This is a genomic window from Terribium retamae (genome assembly GCF_022347545.1).
GTDB classification, from domain to species: Bacteria; Pseudomonadota; Alphaproteobacteria; order Rhizobiales; family Rhizobiaceae; genus Mesorhizobium; species Mesorhizobium retamae.
Window position 1 is genome coordinate 97,964 of record NZ_JAKREW010000015.1, and the last position, 19,970, is coordinate 117,933.

General features: G+C 61.2%; 21 protein-coding genes and 1 pseudogene. 12 read left to right on the forward strand and 10 right to left on the reverse strand.

Features of this window, described 5'->3' with window-relative positions:
* Positions 1-49 precede the first annotated feature (49 nt).
* On the forward strand, positions 50-523 hold the full coding sequence (gene greA, locus L4923_RS16390) for a transcription elongation factor GreA (protein WP_239366986.1): 474 nt from the start codon (positions 50-52) through the stop codon (positions 521-523).
* A gap of 58 nt (positions 524-581) precedes the next feature.
* Here greA and waaC read toward each other — a convergent pair whose 3' ends face one another.
* Genes waaC through rfaD form a run of 3 tightly spaced genes read right to left on the reverse strand, consistent with a single transcriptional unit; the run spans position 582 to position 3,471 of the window.
* Positions 582-1,547 (reverse strand): lipopolysaccharide heptosyltransferase I, encoded by a 966-nt coding sequence (gene waaC, locus L4923_RS16395; RefSeq protein ID WP_239366936.1) that lies wholly within the window; start codon positions 1,545-1,547, stop codon positions 582-584.
* Entirely contained in the window at positions 1,544-2,551 is a 1,008-nt protein-coding gene (gene waaF, locus L4923_RS16400; RefSeq protein ID WP_239366938.1) for a lipopolysaccharide heptosyltransferase II, read from the reverse strand. Before waaF ends, waaC begins: the two co-directional genes overlap by 4 nt.
* Positions 2,524-3,471, reverse strand: coding sequence for an ADP-glyceromanno-heptose 6-epimerase (gene rfaD / locus L4923_RS16405; protein ID WP_239366941.1), 948 nt, complete (start codon positions 3,469-3,471; stop codon positions 2,524-2,526). Before rfaD ends, waaF begins: the two co-directional genes overlap by 28 nt.
* Before the next feature lie 137 nt (positions 3,472-3,608).
* Here rfaD and rfaE1 point away from each other — a divergent pair, with 137 nt between their 5' ends.
* From rfaE1 to L4923_RS16420, 3 genes are read left to right on the forward strand one after another with little or no spacing between them, the layout of a single operon-like run.
* Positions 3,609-5,096, forward strand: a complete 1,488-nt coding sequence (gene rfaE1, locus L4923_RS16410; RefSeq protein ID WP_239366944.1) for a D-glycero-beta-D-manno-heptose-7-phosphate kinase — start codon at positions 3,609-3,611, stop codon at positions 5,094-5,096.
* 5 nt (positions 5,097-5,101) lie between these two features.
* Complete coding sequence (locus tag L4923_RS16415; RefSeq protein WP_239366947.1) at positions 5,102-5,683, forward strand: D-sedoheptulose-7-phosphate isomerase; 582 nt, start codon at positions 5,102-5,104, stop codon at positions 5,681-5,683.
* Positions 5,683-6,339: an HAD family hydrolase gene (locus L4923_RS16420; protein WP_275448440.1), complete on the forward strand. Its 657-nt coding sequence runs from the start codon at positions 5,683-5,685 to the stop codon at positions 6,337-6,339. The genes L4923_RS16415 and L4923_RS16420 overlap by 1 nt, the downstream gene beginning before the upstream one ends.
* Here L4923_RS16420 and L4923_RS16425 read toward each other — a convergent pair.
* Positions 6,266-7,084, reverse strand: a complete 819-nt coding sequence (locus tag L4923_RS16425) for a glycosyltransferase family 2 protein (protein WP_239366949.1) — start codon at positions 7,082-7,084, stop codon at positions 6,266-6,268. The genes L4923_RS16420 and L4923_RS16425 overlap by 74 nt on opposite strands.
* 46 nt (positions 7,085-7,130) lie before the next feature.
* Positions 7,131-7,622 carry an Lrp/AsnC family transcriptional regulator gene (locus tag L4923_RS16430; RefSeq protein ID WP_239366951.1) on the reverse strand — a complete coding sequence of 164 codons (492 nt, stop codon included), beginning with the start codon at positions 7,620-7,622 and terminating at the stop codon, positions 7,131-7,133.
* Between the two features lie 258 nt (positions 7,623-7,880).
* On the opposite strand from L4923_RS16430, the gene trxB reads away from it, so the two are divergent.
* Both trxB and L4923_RS16440 read left to right on the forward strand, forming a co-directional pair.
* Positions 7,881-8,855 (forward strand): thioredoxin-disulfide reductase, encoded by a 975-nt coding sequence (gene trxB / locus L4923_RS16435; RefSeq protein WP_239366953.1) that lies wholly within the window; start codon positions 7,881-7,883, stop codon positions 8,853-8,855.
* 53 nt (positions 8,856-8,908) lie between these two features.
* Positions 8,909-9,805 (forward strand): LysR family transcriptional regulator, encoded by an 897-nt coding sequence (locus L4923_RS16440; RefSeq protein WP_054310737.1) that lies wholly within the window; start codon positions 8,909-8,911, stop codon positions 9,803-9,805.
* Positions 9,806-9,842: 37 nt separating this feature from the next.
* On the opposite strand, the gene L4923_RS16445 is transcribed toward L4923_RS16440, so the two are convergent.
* Both L4923_RS16445 and L4923_RS16450 read right to left on the reverse strand, forming a co-directional pair.
* Positions 9,843-10,346, reverse strand: coding sequence for a methyltransferase family protein (locus L4923_RS16445; RefSeq protein WP_239366956.1), 504 nt, complete (start codon positions 10,344-10,346; stop codon positions 9,843-9,845).
* A gap of 873 nt (positions 10,347-11,219) precedes the next feature.
* Entirely contained in the window at positions 11,220-13,271 is a 2,052-nt protein-coding gene (locus L4923_RS16450) for an elongation factor G (RefSeq protein ID WP_239366958.1), read from the reverse strand.
* A 188-nt stretch (positions 13,272-13,459) separates the two neighbouring features.
* On the opposite strand from L4923_RS16450, the gene L4923_RS16455 reads away from it, so the two are divergent.
* Positions 13,460-13,855 carry a (R)-mandelonitrile lyase gene (locus L4923_RS16455; protein ID WP_239366959.1) on the forward strand — a complete coding sequence of 132 codons (396 nt, stop codon included), beginning with the start codon at positions 13,460-13,462 and terminating at the stop codon, positions 13,853-13,855.
* Between the two features lie 75 nt (positions 13,856-13,930).
* On the opposite strand, the gene L4923_RS16460 is transcribed toward L4923_RS16455, so the two are convergent.
* Positions 13,931-15,133 carry a pyridoxal phosphate-dependent aminotransferase gene (locus L4923_RS16460; RefSeq protein ID WP_239366960.1) on the reverse strand — a complete coding sequence of 401 codons (1,203 nt, stop codon included), beginning with the start codon at positions 15,131-15,133 and terminating at the stop codon, positions 13,931-13,933.
* 196 nt (positions 15,134-15,329) lie between these two features.
* Between L4923_RS16460 and L4923_RS16465 the strand changes: the two genes are divergently transcribed.
* From L4923_RS16465 to L4923_RS16475, 3 genes are all read left to right on the forward strand, one after another.
* The gene (locus L4923_RS16465; protein ID WP_239366961.1) at positions 15,330-16,229 is read left to right on the forward strand and encodes an EAL domain-containing protein; all 900 of its coding nucleotides are present in this window, start codon (positions 15,330-15,332) and stop codon (positions 16,227-16,229) included.
* 206 nt (positions 16,230-16,435) lie between these two features.
* Entirely contained in the window at positions 16,436-17,047 is a 612-nt protein-coding gene (locus L4923_RS16470; protein ID WP_239366962.1) for a glutathione S-transferase family protein, read from the forward strand.
* A gap of 45 nt (positions 17,048-17,092) precedes the next feature.
* Entirely contained in the window at positions 17,093-17,719 is a 627-nt protein-coding gene (locus L4923_RS16475) for a glutathione S-transferase family protein (RefSeq protein WP_239366963.1), read from the forward strand.
* A 212-nt stretch (positions 17,720-17,931) separates the two neighbouring features.
* On the opposite strand, the gene L4923_RS16480 is transcribed toward L4923_RS16475, so the two are convergent.
* The gene (locus L4923_RS16480) at positions 17,932-18,141 is read right to left on the reverse strand and encodes a cold-shock protein (RefSeq protein ID WP_239366964.1); all 210 of its coding nucleotides are present in this window, start codon (positions 18,139-18,141) and stop codon (positions 17,932-17,934) included.
* 271 nt (positions 18,142-18,412) lie between these two features.
* On the opposite strand from L4923_RS16480, the gene L4923_RS16485 reads away from it, so the two are divergent.
* Positions 18,413-18,739 (forward strand): hypothetical protein, encoded by a 327-nt coding sequence (locus L4923_RS16485; RefSeq protein WP_343303443.1) that lies wholly within the window; start codon positions 18,413-18,415, stop codon positions 18,737-18,739.
* An 81-nt stretch (positions 18,740-18,820) separates the two neighbouring features.
* Here L4923_RS16485 and L4923_RS16490 read toward each other — a convergent pair whose 3' ends face one another.
* A complete protein-coding gene (locus L4923_RS16490; RefSeq protein WP_239366967.1) occupies positions 18,821-19,426 on the reverse strand; it encodes a methylated-DNA--[protein]-cysteine S-methyltransferase in 606 nt (201 codons plus the stop codon).
* 184 nt (positions 19,427-19,610) lie between these two features.
* Between L4923_RS16490 and L4923_RS16495 the strand changes: the two are divergent.
* Positions 19,611-19,970, forward strand: a pseudogene (locus L4923_RS16495) (lytic transglycosylase domain-containing protein); the annotation flags it as partial.

Below are 19,970 nucleotides of genomic sequence, written 5' to 3' on the forward strand. Positions count from 1 at the left end.
CAGCGACAGGGTTGGTCCCGCTTCAGGGGCTGGCAGGAAAGGTGACATGATGAACAAAGTGCCGATGACAGGCGGAGGTTTCGAGTCTCTCAAGGAAGAGCTGCGCTGGCGCCAGCAGGAAGAGCGGCCGCGCATCATCGAAGCGATCTCCGAGGCACGTTCGCACGGCGACCTTTCGGAAAACGCCGAATATCACGCTGCCAAGGAGCAACAGAGCCTCAATGAGGGCCGCATCAGCGAGCTCGAGGATCTCGTCGCGCGTGCCGAAGTCATCGATGTCTCCAAGCTTTCGGGCAGCACGATCAAGTTCGGCGCCACCGTCGTTCTGGTCGACGAAGACACGGAAGAGAAGAAAACCTACCAGATCGTCGGCGACCAGGAAGCCGATGTGAAGGCCGGCCGTATTTCGATCTCCTCGCCAATCGCGCGTGCGTTGATCGGCAAGGGGGTCGGCGACGCCATCGAAGTCAATGCGCCAGGTGGTGCTCGCGGCTATGAGATCGTCAAGGTTCAGTTCGTCTAGGATCTGGTGATATTGGGGCCAGGCCGCGCGAAAGAGCGGCCTGCTGGCTTCCCGGCAACTATCGACCTTTAAGTCTCAGCAAAGTCGTTGCCTCTGCGACCGCGGCTTGTGGTGTCACAGGCTGCTCGCCATGAGCCACCAGCGTTGAGGCAAACTGGCCTCGCGGGCCGGTAAGACCCGGTTCCGTCGTCAGGAAAATCGCAACGGTGGGCAAGCCGAACGCGGCCGCCAGATGGGTGAGCCCGGTATCGGCACCGATGACGAGCGTCGAGCGGCCGATCAGGCCAGCGACTTCGGACAATGGCGATTTCGGTACGACCAGAGTTGCAGGCACAGCTTTGCCGATCGCTTCTGCGACGGCCCGCTCCTTGTCGTTTGACCAGGTCGTGACCGGCGTAAATCCTTGCCTGACGAGCAGTTCAGCCGTGGCGATCCATTCCTGAACCGGCCATTTTTTGTCCTCGCGACTGGTGCCATGCAGCAAAGTCGCGGCTTGTCCGGTCGGAACCGGCGAACTGCCGGAAGGAACGGCGATACCGGAATCAAGTGTCGACAAATCCGGCTCATAACCGAGTGCCAGGGCGAATAGGCGTCGCGTGCGCTCGATGGCGTGCAGGTTGCGTGGGACACCGTAACGCTGATCGTAAAAGACGGTGGCCGCGGGTTCTCGGGCACTTTCCTTGTCGAAACCAGCAATCGGCGCGCCGGCGAGCTTGGCGACCAAGGCCGATTTCATCAAGCCTTGCGCGTCGAGCACCAGGTCGTAACGGCTCGTACGCAGGGCATTGCGCAAAGCACCACCTTCCCGCCAGGTGGCCGGCGAAGCAAGCTGCTTGCGCCAGCGGCGCAGCGCAACCTTGTGGATCGTACCGATCGCTGGATGCAGCGCCACGATGCTGGCGAAAGGTTCCTCCACGCACCAGTCGAAACTTATATTCGGTCGGGCGCGTAGAGCATCCTCTACGGCCGGAAAGGTGTGGATGACATCGCCCATCGACGAAATCTTGACGATCAGGACTTTCATGCGGCTGCAGGCTGTTCGAGGAGCCGATCCGCGGCCTCGACGACGCGTCCGACCTCCAAAGTGTTGAGGCAGTTCATGTGGCCGAGCGGGCAGACCTTCTCGTGGCATGGCGAGCAGGGGAGCTGCAGCCATACAAGTTCGCGTTTTTCGGCGAGCGGGGGCGTGTTTTCGGGAGATGTCGAGCCATAGACTGCGACAATCGGCGTGCCGACCGCTGCCGCCACATGCATCAGGCCGCTGTCGTTCGAAACCGCCACTTTGGCCGCGGCGATGAGATCGATAGCGTCTTCCAGGCGGGTCTTGCCGGCCAGGTCGACGCAGCCGGGGGCAAGCGCCGAGATCTCCTCGGTCACCGCACTATCGTTCTTCGAGCCGAAGAGCGCGACCTTGAAGCCCTTCGCCATCATGGCGCGGGCCAGGCCGGCATAGGATGCGCTCGGCCAGCGTTTTGCCGGGCCGAACTCGGCGCCCGGCATCATCGCCACGAACTTACCGACCTCGAGATCGTTGCGTTCGAGCAACTCAGCCTGGTTCGCGGCGGCCACGGTGAGCTTCGGAGCCCGGAAGGTGCCGCCGCGCGCCAGCGAAAAGAAGCCGTAGGCAGTTCGGCGCTTTTCCTTCTTGGGTTGTTCCACAATATCGGTGAGCAGGCCGTAGCGCATTTCGCGCAGATGGCCGACGCGTTTCGGAATTCGGGCAAAGAACGGGATCAGGGCCGATTTCAAGCTGCCGGGCAGCACATAGGCCATGTCATAACGGCCCTTGAGCATGCGGCCGTATCTGCGCCGGACGCCGAGCTCCAGCTTGCCGGACGGTACCGGCATCTCGATCTGCTGGCGGATTTCCGGCATGCGCCCAACCAAGGGGGCGGCCCATGCGGGCGCCATGACGTCGATGGCGGCGTTCGGATGGAGCTCTTTCAACGCCGAAAACAGGCATTGCGCCATGACCATGTCGCCCACCCAGCGGGGGCCGATCACGAGGATCGTCGGGCTTTCAGCCATTCGACATAGTCTTTCACGCCGGTTTCCACGTCGCGGAACTGGCCGTTGTAACCGGCAGCACGCAGGCGGGACATATCAGCTTGGGTGAAGCTCTGGTAGCTGCCCTTCAGATGGTCGGGGAAGTCGATATATTCGATGCTGCCTTTGCCGAGCGAGCCGATCACCGTTTCTGCGATGGTACGGAAGGGCTGTGCGCGGCCAGTGCCACAGTTGAAGATGCCGCTGGCGCCTCGCTTCCAGAGCCAGAGATTGACGTCGGCGACATCGCCGACATGGATGAAGTCGCGGCTTTGCTCGCCAGGACCGAAGCCGTCATAGGCGCCGAACAGCTTCGGGTTCTCGCCGCGCCCGACCTGATTGAACAGATGGAAGGCTACCGAAGCCATCGTGCCCTTGTGCTGTTCGCGAGGGCCGTAGACATTGAAGTAGCGCAGGCCGGCGACCTGTGAGTGGCCTGGGCCGACGATGCGGCGAACGTAGTCGTCGAACAATTTCTTCGACCACGCGTAGACATTGAGCGGGCGCTCGAATTCCTGGTCTTCCCGGAACTCGGAGCCACCGCCATAGACCGAGGCCGAGGATGCGTAGAGGAAAGGCACGCGCTGCTCGAGGCAGGCATGCAGCAGGCGCTTCGAATAGGAGAAATTCACCTCCATCATGAATTTGCCGTTCCACTCGGTGGTGGTGGAGCAGGCGCCTTGATGGAAGACGGCTTCGATCTTGCCGAGCTTGCCGGCCTCGAACAAGGCTGGAAACTCGTCCTTGTCGAGATAGTCGGCGATCCTGAGATCGGCCAGATTGACGATCTTGTGGCCGTCGGTCAGGTCGTCGACGACCAGGATGTCGTCATGGCCTTCCGCGTTGAGCGCGGCGACGATGTTGGAGCCGATCATGCCGGCGCCGCCGGTTACGATGATCATCAGCACCTCGGATTGTTGAGCGGATCGCGGTCCTTATAGGAGAGGTGGAGGAGCCTGTCGACAAGGGTATCCATGGTAAGGCATCAATGGCCTTGCCGCAGTTGCACTGCCCTGCTTTGCGGTATATCGGCTTGCGCATGAGCGAGTTGCACCTGTCTTCTCCTGAAATCCTTCACCGCGCGATCGCCCGGTTTGCCGATATCACCGTGCTGGTGGTCGGCGATCTGATCCTCGACCGCTTCGTCAGCGGCGTAATCGAACGCATCTCGCCGGAAGCGCCGATCCCTGTCCTGCATGGCCGCGGTGAAACACTGGCGGTCGGTGGCGCCGGCAATGTCGTGTCCAACATCGTCTCATTGGGAGGCAAGGCAATCCCTGTCTCTGTCCTCGGAGACGATGCTGCCGGTCGCAACGTCATGCGCATGTTCGCCGAATTGGGCATCGACGCAGGCGGCATTGGACTGACACGCGATCGTATGACGTCTTCGAAGAGTCGCTTCAGCGCGCTCAACCAGCAGGTTCTGCGGTTTGACGAAGAAGAAGTCCGGGCGCTGGACACTGCGGAGCGAACCAGGCTGCTTGCCGATTTTCGAGCGGCGCTTTCCAGATCCGATATCGTCATCTTGTCCGACTACGGCAAAGGCGTCCTGCTCGATGGCGTGGCAGCGCAACTGATCGCGATCTGTCGTGAGGCAGGCAAACCGGTTCTCGTCGACCCGAAGGGGCGAGACTATGCACGCTATCAGGGCGCCACGGCCGTGACGCCGAACCGCAAGGAATTGGGTGAAGCCGTAGGGCGCTCGGTCTTCACGGATGAGGAAATCGTTGCTGCCGCGCGCGAACTGATCGCGGCCAACGACTTTGATTTCGTCGTGGCGACCCGCAGCGAAAAGGGCATGAGCGTCGTCGACGCGCAATCGGCGCGTCACATCGCAACCCAGGCCCGCGCGGTGTTCGACGTCTCCGGTGCAGGCGATACGGTGATAGCCTCCTTTACGCTCGCACTGGCGGCAGGCGCCGATCGCGCTGCCGCGGCAGCCATTGCCAATGCTGCCGGCGGCGTTGTCGTCGGCAAACGTGGCACGGCCCGCGTCACGGCCGACGAAGTGACCGGAGCGCTGTTTCGTTCGCACGGCGCGGTCCACAAGGATGCAATTCTCGATGCTGACGCGGCCCAGCGGCTGGTAAGAACCTGGAAGGATGAAGGCCTGACCGTCGGCTTCACCAATGGTTGCTTCGATATCCTGCATGCTGGCCATGTCAGCCTTCTCAATGCCGCGCGCAGCCAATGCGACAGGCTGGTCCTGGGCTTGAACAGCGACGCTTCCGTGCGGCGGCTGAAGGGGCCGGAGCGGCCGGTCAATGATCAACACGACCGTGCCTGCGTCCTGGCGGCCCTTGCCTCCATCGATGCGGTGGTGCTGTTCGAGGAGGACACGCCGCTGAAACTGATCGAGATGCTGCTGCCAGACATCCTGGTGAAAGGCGCGGACTATACAGTCGACCAGGTGGTTGGCGCCGACGTGGTGCAGAAGGCGGGCGGCCGTGTTGTCCTGGTCGATCTCGTCGCCGGAAAAAGCACCACCGGCACCATTGGCAAATTGCGCGGCCGCAGCGGAACCTGAACTCCATGTCCAATCTGAATGACTATCTTGTCCGCTCCGCTGCCGCGATCACGGCCATGGCCGAGCGCGATCTTTCCGCTGAAATGCAACGCGCAACCGATGCGGTCGTCGCGGCGCTATCCGCGGGCAAGGCCTTCCTGATCTGCGGCAATGGTGGCTCGGCGAGCGATGCGATCCACATTGCCGGCGAACTGGTCGGCCGCTTTCTGAAAGAGCGCAAGGCCTACAACGTCATCGCGCTGCCTGCCAATGCAGCCGTGCTGACGGCCTGGGGCAATGATTACGGTTTCGACACGGTGTTTTCCCGGCAGGTTGAAGCGCATGGCGCGCAAGATGCCGTGCTGCTGGCGATCTCGACCAGCGGCAACTCCCCTTCCATTCTGGCGGCGGCGGAACAGGCGCGCGCCATGGGCATGACGGTGATTGGCATGACGGGCGACACTGGCGGCAAGCTGAAGCCGCTGTGCGATATCCTGCTCAACGTGCCGTCCAGTTTCACGCCGATCATCCAGCAGGGCCATATCTGCCTCTACCACTATCTTTGCGAAGAGGTGGAAAGCCGTCTGAGCAACGGTCCCGCGGCCTGATGCCCGAGACAAAGGCCTCGTATCCGCTCGAAGCGCCCGGGCTTTGGGTGGAACGAATTGGCCAGACACGCTTTGCAGCCGGTCGACCGGCTGTATTTCTCGACCGCGACGGCACGATCAATGTCGATATCGGCTATCCCAGTGAGCCGCGACAGATTGTGTTGCGTAACCAGATCGTGCCCGTCATCCAGGCTGCCAACCAGGCGGGATTGCCGGCAATCATCGTAACCAACCAGTCCGGCATCGCGCGCGGTTATTTCGGCTGGGATGTTTTTGCTGGCGTCAACAACCGGGTGCTGGATCTCCTGGCTGAGCGGAATTGCTTCATCGACATGGTCCTGGCCTGCGCCTACCACGAGGCTGGAGAAGGCGTTCTGGCGGCGAACGACCATCCCATGCGCAAACCCAACCCGGGCATGCTTTTGACCGCTGCGGCAAGGCTGGACCTCGACCTGGTCGGATCGATCATACTTGGCGACAAGGAGGCCGACATCGAGGCGGGACGCCGCGCGGGACTGTCACGACTGTTCCATGTGAAGGATGGCGCTGACGCGGAACAAGCAGCGATGCGCGAAATTCAGGCTATTGGCCTGCCTCGAGGGTGTTCTTTTCAGCGCGGCGTTCGTCGCGTGCCTCGAAGAGCTTCGCTTCGGTGACGTAGGAATAGAGGAAGACCATCGCCGAGTGGACATAGCCATGGCGGCCGCACAGGAAATAGCGCTTGCCGATGTAGAATTTCAGGAAATTGATCCAGGGTGAGACCATCAGCCGCGCCATGCTGGGTTTTTCACCCTGCTCGCTCTGGGCTTCGACCTTGAGCGATGAATAGGCGTTGGTGCGCTTCAAATCCTCCGTCAGCGAGGTGGCGCGACGATGCAGAAGCATCCCTTTTTCGATGAGCGCGGTGGGGCCGGGCACCCTGAAGGATTCATGCACGCGCTGGGCGATATCCATTGTCGCCCTGTCTCGGCGAAAGAAGCGGAAGATGCGATTGTGAGCGACCCAGCGATGGGCATAGCCATAGCCTTTGAGATAGTCGCGACGACGGACGAACCAGCCATCGATATCGGCGCTGCCTGAACCTGCGATGTCGATGATGGACTGCCTCAGTTCGGCGTCGGCGCGCTCGTCGGCCTCGATGCACAGGCACCAGGGCTGCGTGGCTTGTTCCAGCGCAAAAAGTCGCTGCTTGGCGAAACCCGGCCAATCATTGTGGAAGAGGCGGATCGGATAACCCTTGGCGATGAAATCTTCGATGCATTCCAGCGTGCCGTCCGTCGAGCCTGAGTCCACCACGACGATTTCAGCGCAGAAATCGACGCTCTGCAGGCAGTCGGCAATCATGTCGACCTCATTCTTGCAGATGATCAGAGCGGAGACGGGCGTGTTGAATTGAGACATGAAGGAAGAACTAGACGCGGCGTGGGCTGCGTCCAGCCATGCGCCTTTACTGTGTTTGGTTCAAGGCATTGATTTCGACTAATCCGGCATCTTTCACTTGCCTGATCGTCAGCGCGGTGCGCACCGTATCGACATTCGGCGTGGAGGTGAGTTCCTCGATGACGAAGCTCTGGAAGGTAGCGAGATCGCTCGTCACGCAATGCAGCAGGAAGTCGGATTCCCCCGATACCATCCATGCGTCGCGCACGATCGGCCAACTGCGTGTGCGCTCGGCAAAGGCCTTCAGTTCCGCATCTGCCTGATGATGCAGCCCGATAAGGCAGAACGCCACGACATCCATGCCGAGAGCGGGCGCATTGAGCAGGGCACGGTAGCCGCGGATGATGCCGGTTTCCTCAAGGCGCTTGACGCGCCGCAGGCACGGCGGAGCCGATATGCCGACGCGTCGCGACAGCTCGACATTCGTCATGCGGCCATCGCGCTGCAACTCGCGCAGTATCTTCCAGTCGATGGCATCCAGGTCGGCTTTTATCGGCATGGTTTCTGCCCGCTGCGCAAGAATCTTTCGCAAACACGTCATTAAACGAGTTTGCGGGCAGCGCCATCCCCGCGAACCGGGAATTTTCAGTATTCCCCCGGGGCTGACCGCAATGGGCCGGTTTCTGCAGTCACTCAAGCATTATGGGGACACTTGCTGCACGTCCTTGCTGGCGGAGTGGGCAACACTTACATTGCGCGCAACAATTGCCGCTCGTTCGGGCCGCTCGGTGCGGCCGTTTTTTGCAAAGGCCGTTCCATGACCGTCAAGCACGCGCCCGTTCTCATCATCGGTTCCGGACCGGCGGGCTATACTGCAGCCATCTACGCGGCCCGCGCCATGCTGAAGCCTGTCCTGGTAGCCGGCCTCCAGCAGGGCGGCCAATTGATGATTACCACGGATGTGGAGAATTATCCGGGCTTCGCCGATCCCGTGCAGGGACCGTGGCTAATGAGCGAGATGCAGAAGCAGGCCGAGCATGTCGGCACGGAGATCATCAACGACATCATCACAGAAGTCGATCTCGACGTTCGCCCGTTCGTAGCGAAGGGCGATTCCGGCACAACCTACACGGCTGATGCTTTGATCATCGCCACCGGCGCGCAGGCGAAGTGGCTGGGCATTCCTTCGGAGCAGACCTTCATGGGCTTCGGCGTTTCGGCATGCGCCACCTGCGACGGCTTCTTCTACCGCGGCAAGGATGTTGCGGTGATCGGTGGTGGCAATTCGGCAGTGGAAGAGGCACTTTACCTCGCCAACCTGGCCAAGACGGTCACCGTCATCCATCGCCGCAGCGAATTCAGGGCTGAACGGATCCTGCGCGAGCGTTTGCTGCAGAAGGAAAACGTCCGCGTTATTTGGGATACGGTGGTGGACGAGATTACCGGGCGCCCGGGCAAGACCCCGTTGCCGCCTTCAGTCGAAGGGCTGAAGCTGCGCAATGTGGCGACGGGCCAGGAAAGCCAACTCCTGGTCGACGGCGTGTTCGTGGCGATCGGTCATGCGCCGGCCGTGGAACTCTTCACCGGCAAGCTGAAGCAGAAGTCGAATGGCTATCTGTGGACGGCCCCGGATTCGACCCGCACCGACGTCCCTGGCGTTTTCGCTGCGGGCGACGTGACGGACGACATCTACCGCCAGGCGGTGACGGCGGCAGGTATGGGCTGCATGGCGGCGCTCGAGGCGGAAAAATATCTCGCAGGGATTGAGGTTCATCGGGAAGCGGCAGAGTAGCCGCAGAATCTCCGAAATCTTCCTTCAGACGCCAAAACGAAACGAGGGGAATCATGGCGCTGGATTGGGACAAACTTCGCGTGTTTCACGCAGCAGCCGAGGCTGGGTCTTTCACGCATGCGGCCGAAACACTGCATCTTTCGCAGTCGGCGATTTCGCGACAGGTCAGCGCGCTGGAACATGACGTCGGCGTGCCGCTGTTCCATCGCCATGCGCGCGGGCTTGTTCTGACCGAACAGGGCGAGATGCTGTTCCGCACGGCGCATGACGTGCTGATGAAGCTGGAATCGATCAAGACAAGGCTGGCGGAATCCAAGGATCGTCCCTCGGGCATTCTGCGCGTGACGACGACGGTTGGCCTGGGTGCGGGTTGGCTGACCGACCGCGTGCAGGAATTTATCGACCTCTATCCGGAAATCCACCTCCAACTCATCCTTGCAAATGAGGAGCTGGACCTCACCATGCGGCAGGCCGATTGCGCGATCCGGTTGCGGCAGCCGCAGCAGCCGGACCTGATCCAGCGGCGCCTGTTCACCGTGCATTTCCATCTCTATGCCTCGCCGGCCTATGTGAACAAATTCGGCAAGCCGGCGACCGTGGCGGAATTGAAGAGCCACCGCATCGTCACTTTCGGCGTGCCGGTGCCGACACACCTGTCGGAACTCAATTGGCTGGAGACGGTGGGCGATTTTGAAAGCGGCCAGCGCGTGCCGACGTTGCAGATCAACGACATCCTGTCGATCAAGCGTGCCGTACAGGGCGGCGCCGGCATCGCCATGCTGCCGGACTATGTGGTGGGCAAGGATGCCGGCTTGGTGCAGCTTCTGCCAGAAACGGAAGTTCCGTCTTTCGACACCTATTTTGCCTATCCGGACGCGATGAAGAACCAGGCGAAGCTGCATGTCTTCCGCGACTTCATTATCGCCAAGGCCCGCAACTGGTCGTACTGACTGGATGCTTTTCCGACGTTCTGCCGAGAATGACCGGCTACTCGCCACGCCAAGGTGTCAGCCGCGGTAGCCAGCCGGGCACGGCGTGGCGGTAGGCGTCGTACTCCTCGCCATAACGCCGGCTCAGCGTTGGCTCCTCGTAAAAATGCACAAACGAGACCATGGCCGCGGCGATCACGGCCCCGTAGAGCAACAGGTCCAAGCTGGCGAAGAGCAGCGCCTGACCAGCGATGATCGAAAGTACGGCGACATACATAGGGTTGCGCACATGGCGATAAATGCCGCCGACCACCAGCTTCTCGGTCGGCGCCACCGGCGCGGGGGTGCCCATGCCCTCTAGGGCAAGGCGGCCGAAGGAATGCAGAAGCACGACAATGGCGACGCCGATCAGAAGCCAGCCGGCTGCCGCGAAAGCCAGGTTTGTCGAGAAGGGAAGCCGGTAGCGATCGAGGATCAGCCATGGCAGCACGCCGGCGACGACGCAGGGCGCGGCCAGGAAGAACACAGCGCTGCCGACGATGGCCGAACTTCTGCGCCTCATGACGTTCTCCGATCGCTCCTCCCGCGGGATAGTATACCGATGTCCCGCCACTGCCTGTTTCCGCGTCAGGCAACTAACTGTGCCGGCAATGGTGAATGCATAGATTTGCAGCGCCGGTTGATCGTCGCCGTGCAATGTGCTGCTTTTCTGGCCCTATGGGCTTGAAATGTGCGTTAGACCACAGCCTATGACTTTTTGCATGTGTGCGATGCAAAATAGGTGCTTGTTTATTGGGCAAGATGCGCCCATATATCATTCATCTCCTGGGCGCGTTCTCCTCCCATTAGCGCCCTCGAGTGTTCCCCTCTGGAGGTTTAGCCCTAACGGGCACTTCCATTCAACTTAGCCGGGTCTTCGCGATCCGGCTTTTTTGTTGCCCGTATCAAGCCCTGTCTGGGGCGGTCGAAACGACCGCTGGTAAGACCAGGTTCACCGTTGAGCGATGACGGGGCTGTTTGCTGCACGGTCCAGATACGATCGAACCAGAATGCCCCGTTGGCTTGGCATGGCTGCCGGAAATCGATTTCGATTTTTCGGCCGATCCGTTAGCAATCCGTCATGTAACGGTCACGTGTAACCCCAAGTAACATGTCAAAGAGCGAATTAGCGGTTATGCAGGTAGCTAGGACGCGATCAGAATCGTTCGAGGGATGGGGGCATCTCTCCACGTTCGGGCTCTGGCAACGGTCGCGTCCAGCTTAATTCTTCCGGTTGAGGTGAACCCACCTGAATTGGATCTCATGCGGCGGACCTGACGTCTTTTTCTCCCAAGAAAGCGGTCCGCGAAAACGGCGTCCGGTCAGACCGGGCGCCGTTTTTGTGTCTCGCTCGGGAGGGAACCGCCGGCGCTTCAGCTGAGCGCCGACGATGTCGTCAGGCAGCTTTGCCGTTGGTGTTCATCACCTCGTCGGCGAGACGCCCGGTCAGCTCTGCCATATGGTCAAAACTCGCCCGGTAACTGGCAACCCCTGCCGTCGCCGATCGAAGTTCGATGATGAGGTCCCCGATCTCCGCCTGCGGCATGGTCGCCTCCACCACATCCCAACCCGGCCAATCGGCACGGGCATCGTAGCCGAGGATCTGCCCGCGCCTCTGCGGGATAAGCGCGATGATCTTGGCCGTCGCGTCGGAGGGGGTGAAGATCTCGACTTTCATGATCGGCTCCAGAAGCACGGGCGAGCAGCTCGCCATGCCTTCCTTCATCGCGAGCTTCGCTGCCATCTGGAATGCCATGTCGGAGGAATCGACCGAGTGGTAGGAACCGTCGGAAAGATTGACGGCGACATCGACGACAGGGAAACCAAGCGGACCGCATTTCAAATAGTCGCGCGCGCCCGTTTCGACTGATTGGATATAGGTCTTGGGCACCACGCCACCAGTGATGGTGTCGGTGAACTGGAAGCCGCTGCCGCGCGGCAATGGTTTGATCTCCAGCACGACATCGCCGAACTGACCATGGCCTCCCGACTGTTTCTTGTGGCGGCCGCGTTGCTGCACCGATTTGCGGATGGTTTCGCGATAGGGCACCGCGGGCGCATGTCCTTCGACCGCGATCTGGTTCTTTCCTTCCAGACGCTCGCGCACCACGCGCAGATGCATCTCGCCGTGACCCGATAGCACCGTTTCGGCCGAATCCTGATTGTGTTTGAGGCTGAGCGAAGGATCCTCCTCGGCCAGTCTTTGGATGGCCGCGGACATCTTCACATCATCCTTACGCTCCTTCGGTCGCAGCGCGAAGGCGAAGACCGGCTGTGGCGGAACGAGTTCGACCAGCGGTTTGATGCCACCCTTGGCCGAGGTCAGGGTCTGACCGGTGCGAACATCGTCCAGCTTGCCGAGCGCGACCGTCTCGCCTGATTGGGCGGAAGCCAGCTTCGACTGATCCTTGCCGAGCATGCGGTAGATGCCGGAAACCTTTGCGCTGTTGCCGTCGGAAAGGAACAGCTCGGCCCCATCGTTGACCTGGCCCGAAAGGACGCGCGAGACCGAAAGCTTGCCACCATGCGGGGTGTGGATGGTCTTCATCACCTGCACGACGGTGGCCGAACCCTCCGGCGCGCCGAGGCGCTTGCGTGTGGCTTCGATATCGGGCGCGTCGTGACGGATCGTCTTCAGGAGCCTCAGAACGCCGTTGCCTTTCTCGGCCGTGCCGATCAGCACTGGCGTGACGGTGCCGGCCCGCAGGTCCGCGGCGAGGTCGTCGAAAACAGCATCTTTCGGCGGTTCGATCTCCTCCAGCAGTTGCTCCATGAGCTGGTCGTCATGGTCTGCGAGGGTTTCCAGCATGGAGAAGCGGGCCTCGATCTCCCGCGCCTTGTCGTCGCTGGGGATTTCTGCAACCTCGCTTTCGGCATATTCGCGGTAGATATAGGCGCGTTCCAAAGCGAGATCGATCGAGCCGATGACGACGCCATCCTTGCGCAGCGGAATCTGGCGCAGAAGCAGCGGCACGGAACTCGTCGGCTGCAGCATCTTCAGCGTCTCGCGCACGCCGGCGATCGCCTTGTCGACCTTGTTGAGGAAGAGGATGCGGGGCACGCCGAGATCGTCCAGCTTGCGCATGATGAGCTGCAGAGCAGGGATCTTTTTCTCGTCGGCCTCCGCAACGACGACGGCGATGTCGCAGGCTGCCAGGACGGGCTCGGCCTCGAAGCCGAATTCGATCGAGCCGGGGCAGTCGACAAAGGTAAGCTGGTCACCCATGAACTCGGTTGTGGCGACCGTCGCCTCGACGCTCATGGCATGGGCGCGGGCTTCGGGAGAATGGTCCGATACGGTGTTGCCGGACGAGACCGGGTTCTGTCGTGGAATGGCGCCCGTTCGGGCGAGAATGGCTTCGAGAAGTGTCGTCTTACCGCTTGCGAAGGGACCGACTATGGCAATGCATTTCGGTCCCGAGCGTCGTCCTCCGGCGCGATTACCCATGCTGACCTCCACTCAGGCATTCCGCTGAGAGCGGCGGCCGGCCTGTCGGCCGTCGCGGACCGGCGGCGTTTGCCAGCGGCCCGAAAACATCGAAACATGGGTTCGGGAACAGGGCAAGGAAAATAGATGACGAGCGCGAAAGCTTGGCCGACAAAGGTCTCAATTCGCAGAAGTGAAAGGAGAATTCGATGAAGATCATCGCCTGCGGCAGTGTGCCGACAATCATTGCTTCAGACGCCTATTTCACCGGCCGGGTGACGCAAAACCCGATCATCGAGGCAGTGGCGCCGGCCCGTCTCAGGGCGACGTCGGTGAGTTTCGAACCGGGTGCACGCACGCATTGGCATACCCACCCACTCGGACAGACGATCCATGTCGTTTCGGGCGCCGGGCTCGCGCAGAGCTGGGGCGGGCCGATCCGGGAGATCAAGGCAGGCGATACCGTCTGGTTCGAGCCCGGCGAAAAGCACTGGCATGGCGCTGCTCAGAAGACGGCCGTGACCCATATCGCCATGCAGGAAGCGCTCAACGGTTCGCCGGTCGACTGGCTGGAACCAGTCAGCGACGAACAATATCAAGGCTGACGGACAGTTGCCTTCCAACAAAAAAGCCCGGTCGAAACCGGGCTTTTTTACAATCTTTCGAATCCCTTGCCGCGATCAGCTGAGGCTTGCTGTGAAGCGCTGTATACGAGTGCAGGCTTCTTCGAGCAGCTTTTCGGAGGTCGCGTAGGAGATGCGGAAGTTCGGGCCGAGGCCGAAGGCCGAGCCGAACACCACCGCCACGCCTTCAGCTTCCAGCAATTCGGAGCAGAAGGCTTCATCGCTATCGATGACTTTTCCGGCCTGCGTCTTCTTGCCGATCAATTGGGCACAGGACGGATAGACATAGAAAGCACCTTCCGGCGACGGGCAGGTGATGCCGCGGGCCTGGTTCAGCATCGACACGACGAGGTCCCGGCGGGCCTGGAAGATCGCCTTGTTCTTCTGGACGAAGTCCTGCGGACCGTTCAGGGCTTCCACCGAAGCCCACTGCGCGATCGTGCAGGCGCCTGACGTCTGCTGGCCCTGGATCATGTCCATGGCCTTGATCAGCGGCAGCGGGCCTGCGGCATAACCGATGCGCCAACCGGTCATGGCATAGGCCTTGGAGACCCCGTTCATGGTCAGCGTGCGCTCGTAGAGCCGCGGCTCGACCTCGGCGATGGTCTTGAAGACGAAATCGCCATAGGTGAGGTGCTCATACATGTCGTCGGTCAGCACCCAGACCTGCGGATGCTTCAAAAGCACGTCCGCGAGCGCCCTGAGTTCGGCTTCCGTATAGGCCGCGCCCGACGGGTTGGACGGCGAGTTCATCACCAGCCATTTCGTCTTCGGCGTGATCGCCTTATCGAGCGCTTCGGCGGTGAGCTTGAAGCCGTTGTCGATGCTGGTTTCGGCGAAAGCCGAAGTGCCGCCGCAGATCGCCACCATCTCGGGGTAGCTCACCCAATAGGGCCGGGGGATGACGACCTCGTCACCGGGGTTCAGCGTAGCCATGAAGGCATTGAACAGGATCTGCTTGCCGCCGGTGCCGACAATGGTCTGCTCCGGCTTGTAGTCGAGATTGTTCTCGCGCTTGAACTTCTTGGCGATCGCATCGCGCAGCGGAGCGATGCCGGAGACCGGCGGGTACTTCGTCTCGCCGCGCCGGATCGCCTCGATGGCGGCATTCTTCACGTTGTCCGGTGTGTCGAAATCGGGCTCGCCGGCACCGAGGCCGATAATGTCGCGTCCGGCGTTTTTCAGCTCGCGCGCTTTCTGCGTGACCGCGATGGTCGCGGAAGGCTTTACGCGGGAAAGTGCGTCGGCGAGGAAGGCCATGACAGGATCTCCATAGAAAGCTGCCAAAGGCGGCAGCGGGGTCTCTATTGTCGTATCGGCAAAACAAGCGCAAGCTTCGTTTGCTGAGCCAGTGGCTCGGTTTTGGCTTCGCAGGGCCATTTGGGATCGTTAACGCGCGGTAAAACCTTTGGCCGTTAGAGTTGCCAGGATTTCGTACGCGGCGAAGCGAGGGACAGTGTCGCGCAGCATCGGGCTCGCTCATATCATCCGTAACGATGATGGCACCTCGACCGGGGTGTGGGGCCTGTACACGCTCAAGAGTGCATTCCAGCCCATCTTTGCTTTTCAGGACGGCAAGCTCACGATCACTGCCTTCGAAGGCCTGATCCGGCCGTTTCGCAATGACGAACCGGAATCCCCCGGCAAGTTCTTTGCCAGCTGCCCGCCGGCCGAACGGCTGCATATCGAGGCGCTGACGCGCACCCTGCATCTGCTGAATGCCGGAACCTGCCTGCCGACAGATGCCTCGATCTTCATCAATTTCGATCCGTCGGTCTTTATCGACAAATCTGTGTCTGCCAATGCCTTGCGCGAGATGCGCCTGGTTCTGCACGAAGCCGATATCGACCCGCAGCGCGTGGTCTGCGAGGTCACGGAGCAGCGCTCGGCCTCAAAGGAGGTGCTGTACAATTTTGTCGAGGAGCTGCGTGCAAACGGCTTCCGCATCGCGGTGGACGACTACGGCGCAGACGATTCCGACATCAACCGGATCAAGGAGTTGAGGCCCGACATCGTGAAGTTCGATGCGCAGTGGATCACGCAGCTGATGGAATCGGGCGCCGGATTCGCGCTGTTGATGACCATGGTGGCGGCTTTCGAAGGCCGTGGCATCCGTACGGTTTTCGAAGGCATCGAGGAAACCTGGCAGCTCGACCTCGCCGAAAAGTCCGGCGCTTCCATGGTTCAGGGCTTTGTGCTGGCGAAGCCTGAAATTGCGCCGACCAGTTTCCGCGCCTATGCCAACACCATGCAGATGCCCGAGCCTGGTCCTTCGGGCAGCAGCGAAGCCACCCATCGTGCGCCGCCCAATGCACCGCGGCCCGCCAAGACCTTCGGCAAGCGGATTGTCCAGTAGACGCGCGACTTCCGTGTCAGCGTGTTTTTTCCCGTCAGCCCTTTCCGGGTGGTGTCGCTTTCCCGGATATGCAGGTTATCGGTGCCGGGCGCCCGTCACGATCCGGAGCCGACAATCCATCAACGCCGCTTATCGGTATTCACCAAAAGAAATCACTGGATGCGGTGGGTTGGCTCAGGCAAACCGCTGCTTTGAAGGGAGACGCCATGACCATCCTCTACAGCATGATCGACAGCGGCAATTGTTATAAGCCGCGTCTGCTCATGGCCAAGCTTGGCCAATCCTTCACCAATGTCGAGGTTTCGTCCCACAACGGTGCAACACGCACGCCGGACTATATGGCCAAGAATCCCAACGCCATGGTGCCTATGCTGGAACTGGATGACGGCCGGCGTATCGCCGAATCCAACGCTATCCTGCTTTATCTCGCCGAAGGCACGCGCTTCCTGCCCGCCGACCGCTATGAGCGCGCCCTGACCTATCAATGGCTGTTCTTCGAGCAGTATAGCCATGAGCCATATATCGCGGTGCGCAAGGCGCTTCTGACATTTCCGGAGCGGGCGAAGGATGCAACCCCGGAGCGACTGGCCACGACACTGGAGCGCGGCAACAAGGCGCTCCGCGTCATGGAGCAGCGGCTCGAGCACAGTGCGTTCTTTGCTGGAAACGCCTACAGCATCGCCGACATCGCGCTTTACGCCTACACGCACACGGCCGAGTTGGGCGGGTTCGATCTCAAGGCATTTCCGGCGATCGGGGCCTGGTTGAAGCGGGTGGAAGCAGACCCCGGCCATGTGCCGATCGAATGGCTTCCGTGAGGCAGGTCACAGACAGCTGACGGAACTTGGGGGTAGGGGCAGCGCATGATCCTCATCGGGCAATATGATTCACCTTTCGTCAGGCGGGTCGGCATCGCGCTCACCCTTTACGGCATTCCCTTCGAACACCGGCCTTGGTCGACGTTCGGCGAGGCCGACAAGATCCGGCCCTACAATCCGCTCACCCGTGTGCCGACACTGGTTCTGGACGACGGCGAGGTGCTGATCGAGAGCCATCTGATGCTCGATTATCTCGACAGCCTGGTTCCTGCGGAACAGGCGATGTTTCCGCGCACGGAGCCGTTGCGTCGCCGGGCGCTGAAAGCGGCGGCGCTTGCCACCGGCATGGCAGACAAGGCGGTCAGCCTTTTTTATGAGAAACGCCTTCACACGGAGGCGTCGAAGATGTGGATGGATCGCTGCCGGCTGCAGATCGAGGGGGTTCTCGAAACGCTCGAAACAGATCGAGCGGCGCAGACAAGCGCGTTCTGGTGCGGAGATCGTATCGGTCACGTCGATATCGCGCTGGCGGCGGCGTTGCGCTTTCTCAACGACGCGCATCCGGGAATGATCGAAATGTCCGCTTTTCCGAATCTCGCCGCCCATGCGGCGAAGCTGGAAGCGATGCCGGTGTTCAAGACGATCGCGCAGGCGTTCGTAGCCCCTGGCTGACGCATTTTCCAAAAAACAAAAAAGGCGGGAAAAATCCCGCCTTTCGTTAGGTCTGCTAGCCTGACCCGGAGTGTTTCTGGTGGTGCCGGCGGCAATCTGCCGCTTCGACGATCCTGCCGTTCCCACTCCGGCGCGCTTATCGCGCGACCGTCAGTACATCCGTGACTTGCCGCGCGCCCCAGGCTTTCACCCGGCGCGCGCCTTGCGCCAAATCAGGCTGCCGACAGAGACCCAGCGGACGACTTGCCGGTACGGCGGTCCTGCTCGATCTCGTAGCTGATCTTCTGGCCGTCGTTGAGCGTGGTCATGCCAGCGCGCTGCACAGCGGAGATGTGGACGAAAACGTCCGCGCCGCCGGCGTCAGGCTGGATGAAACCGAAGCCTTTGGTGGCGTTGAACCACTTGACCGTTCCAGTTGCCATTATCGATGTTCCTTCACATTCACTTGCGTTTTCTTCAGGCCGGACCACGCCGGCCTTGGGTATCGAGATTTTGGAGAAAGACGGGAGCAAACGCGAAGATCGCGAGGCATGGGGTCAATCGGCCCAAATATCAACGCAACGCATATAAGCGACTTTTTCACTGAAAACAAGGCGGTGTTGTTGGGTACGCGCTGCAACACATAGTGCGACTGGCAAGGTGCAAAGCATCGGCGTAGTTTGACCGACACGATACTTCATGCCGGAGGAGGCCATGAAAAAAACGATCCTGCTTGCAGCATGTCTTTCGCTTGTCGCAGCCGAGGCGCAAGCGATTTCGCGCTACGACCCCACCCGCATGAGCTGCGACCGGGTGCTGGGGCTGATCGATCGCGAGGGTGCTGTGATCCTGCGTTACCGATCCCCGCGCAATCCGCGCCTCACGCTTTATGACCGTTATGTCGCCAGTGTTGAATTCTGCGACATGGGCGAATGGCGAAGCCGCGCCTCCGTCCCGAGCGCCGATACCGGATCTTGTCCTGTGTACAAATGCAAGCGGCCGGATTTCGAGCGGCGCCGCTTTATCCTGCCGTTCGATTGAGCGTGACGCTCCTGCAAGGAAGCGGATCAGGATGACGGTTCGACCAGACGCCATCCTGTCCAGGCGCGATGCCGGATTGGATTAGAAACCGAAAGAGGCTTGCGCCGACGGTGGCGGGCCGACGCGCACGCCTTCCATGGCCAGCATCTTTTCCTTGGTGGCTGAGCCGCCCGGGGCCGAGAAGCCACCTATCTTGCCGCCGGCCGCGGTGATGCGGTGGCATGGGATGACCAGCGGAACCGGATTGGCGCCGAGCGCTGCACCCGTTTCGCGCGCCAGGCCAGTGTGACCCGCGCGCTTGGCGAGCTCGCCATAGGTGGTGGTTTCGCCGAAAGCGAGTTTGCGCGCGGCGTCGTAGATGGCGAGGCGGAAGTCGTCGACGCCGTCGAGGTCGACCGGCACCGCCGAGAAATCGACCATTTCACCGGCGGCATAGGCCTTGATCGCCTCGATCAGCTCACCGGTCCACCCGGGAGCGGTGGCTTCGTCGTATCGCCTGCCCGGCACGCCCTCCAGTCTCAACAGCCGGCGCTCCAGGCTTTCAGCGCTCGATTGCGGCAGGCACAGGCGGGTCAGCCCGCGTTCGTTCCAGGCAATGCCCATGAAACCGAGCGCTGTGGAGAAAATGGCATGGCCGGGCGTAACGGCGAGATTTTTTTCGACATTGTTTTCAATGGCGGTCTGCATGGTCAGGCTCCTTCCATTCCGGCGCCGGTTTCCGGGAAAGGCAACGGCGTTCCAGGTACAAATCATGAACAATTTTGCATGTTTAACGGCTTTTCGCCACCCGAAAACGAACAGCCGGCCATGTTGCCCGACCAAAAGTGGTGGTGTAAGGAGCATTTAACGATTTGCACGAACAGAGCGCGGCTTGCGAACAACAACCCACACCCTGTCGATCGGCATTCTCCTGGCTGCGGCCGGCGTCTCCGGTTGCACCTCAACGACTGCCGTCAAGCCGTCTTTGGCTCCCGCCACGACCACTGTGAGCGAGGCCGACGCGGGCTTTGCGCTGGCGCTACCCGAACAAGTCTCGGTGCTGCCGGAATCTTCCGGTCTGACGCCAGTGCAGTTTGCAGCACTTCCGGCCGAAGCTGCCGGAAACGCCTTCGCCGGTGCCACGCCGCAGCAGCATGCCGACAGCCCTGCCACCCTGGCGACCACGCCCGGCACCAGCGCCCGGCTGGCCAATGCCTCGACTTTCGTCGCACCAGCTCCGGCACAAGCCGGC

Coding starts and splice junctions, on each gene's coding strand:
- greA (WP_239366986.1), top strand. CDS start 50: ATGAACAAAGTGCCGATGACAGGCGGAGGTTTCGAGTCTCTCAAGGAA.
- waaC (WP_239366936.1), bottom strand. CDS start 1,547: ATGAAAGTCCTGATCGTCAAGATTTCGTCGATGGGCGATGTCATCCAC.
- waaF (WP_239366938.1), bottom strand. CDS start 2,551: ATGGCTGAAAGCCCGACGATCCTCGTGATCGGCCCCCGCTGGGTGGGC.
- rfaD (WP_239366941.1), bottom strand. CDS start 3,471: ATGATCATCGTAACCGGCGGCGCCGGCATGATCGGCTCCAACATCGTC.
- rfaE1 (WP_239366944.1), top strand. CDS start 3,609: ATGAGCGAGTTGCACCTGTCTTCTCCTGAAATCCTTCACCGCGCGATC.
- L4923_RS16415 (WP_239366947.1), top strand. CDS start 5,102: ATGTCCAATCTGAATGACTATCTTGTCCGCTCCGCTGCCGCGATCACG.
- L4923_RS16420 (WP_275448440.1), top strand. CDS start 5,683: ATGCCCGAGACAAAGGCCTCGTATCCGCTCGAAGCGCCCGGGCTTTGG.
- L4923_RS16425 (WP_239366949.1), bottom strand. CDS start 7,084: ATGTCTCAATTCAACACGCCCGTCTCCGCTCTGATCATCTGCAAGAAT.
- L4923_RS16430 (WP_239366951.1), bottom strand. CDS start 7,622: ATGCCGATAAAAGCCGACCTGGATGCCATCGACTGGAAGATACTGCGC.
- trxB (WP_239366953.1), top strand. CDS start 7,881: ATGACCGTCAAGCACGCGCCCGTTCTCATCATCGGTTCCGGACCGGCG.
- L4923_RS16440 (WP_054310737.1), top strand. CDS start 8,909: ATGGCGCTGGATTGGGACAAACTTCGCGTGTTTCACGCAGCAGCCGAG.
- L4923_RS16445 (WP_239366956.1), bottom strand. CDS start 10,346: ATGAGGCGCAGAAGTTCGGCCATCGTCGGCAGCGCTGTGTTCTTCCTG.
- L4923_RS16450 (WP_239366958.1), bottom strand. CDS start 13,271: ATGGGTAATCGCGCCGGAGGACGACGCTCGGGACCGAAATGCATTGCC.
- L4923_RS16455 (WP_239366959.1), top strand. CDS start 13,460: ATGAAGATCATCGCCTGCGGCAGTGTGCCGACAATCATTGCTTCAGAC.
- L4923_RS16460 (WP_239366960.1), bottom strand. CDS start 15,133: ATGGCCTTCCTCGCCGACGCACTTTCCCGCGTAAAGCCTTCCGCGACC.
- L4923_RS16470 (WP_239366962.1), top strand. CDS start 16,436: ATGACCATCCTCTACAGCATGATCGACAGCGGCAATTGTTATAAGCCG.
- L4923_RS16475 (WP_239366963.1), top strand. CDS start 17,093: ATGATCCTCATCGGGCAATATGATTCACCTTTCGTCAGGCGGGTCGGC.
- L4923_RS16480 (WP_239366964.1), bottom strand. CDS start 18,141: ATGGCAACTGGAACGGTCAAGTGGTTCAACGCCACCAAAGGCTTCGGT.
- L4923_RS16485 (WP_343303443.1), top strand. CDS start 18,413: ATGAAAAAAACGATCCTGCTTGCAGCATGTCTTTCGCTTGTCGCAGCC.
- L4923_RS16490 (WP_239366967.1), bottom strand. CDS start 19,426: ATGCAGACCGCCATTGAAAACAATGTCGAAAAAAATCTCGCCGTTACG.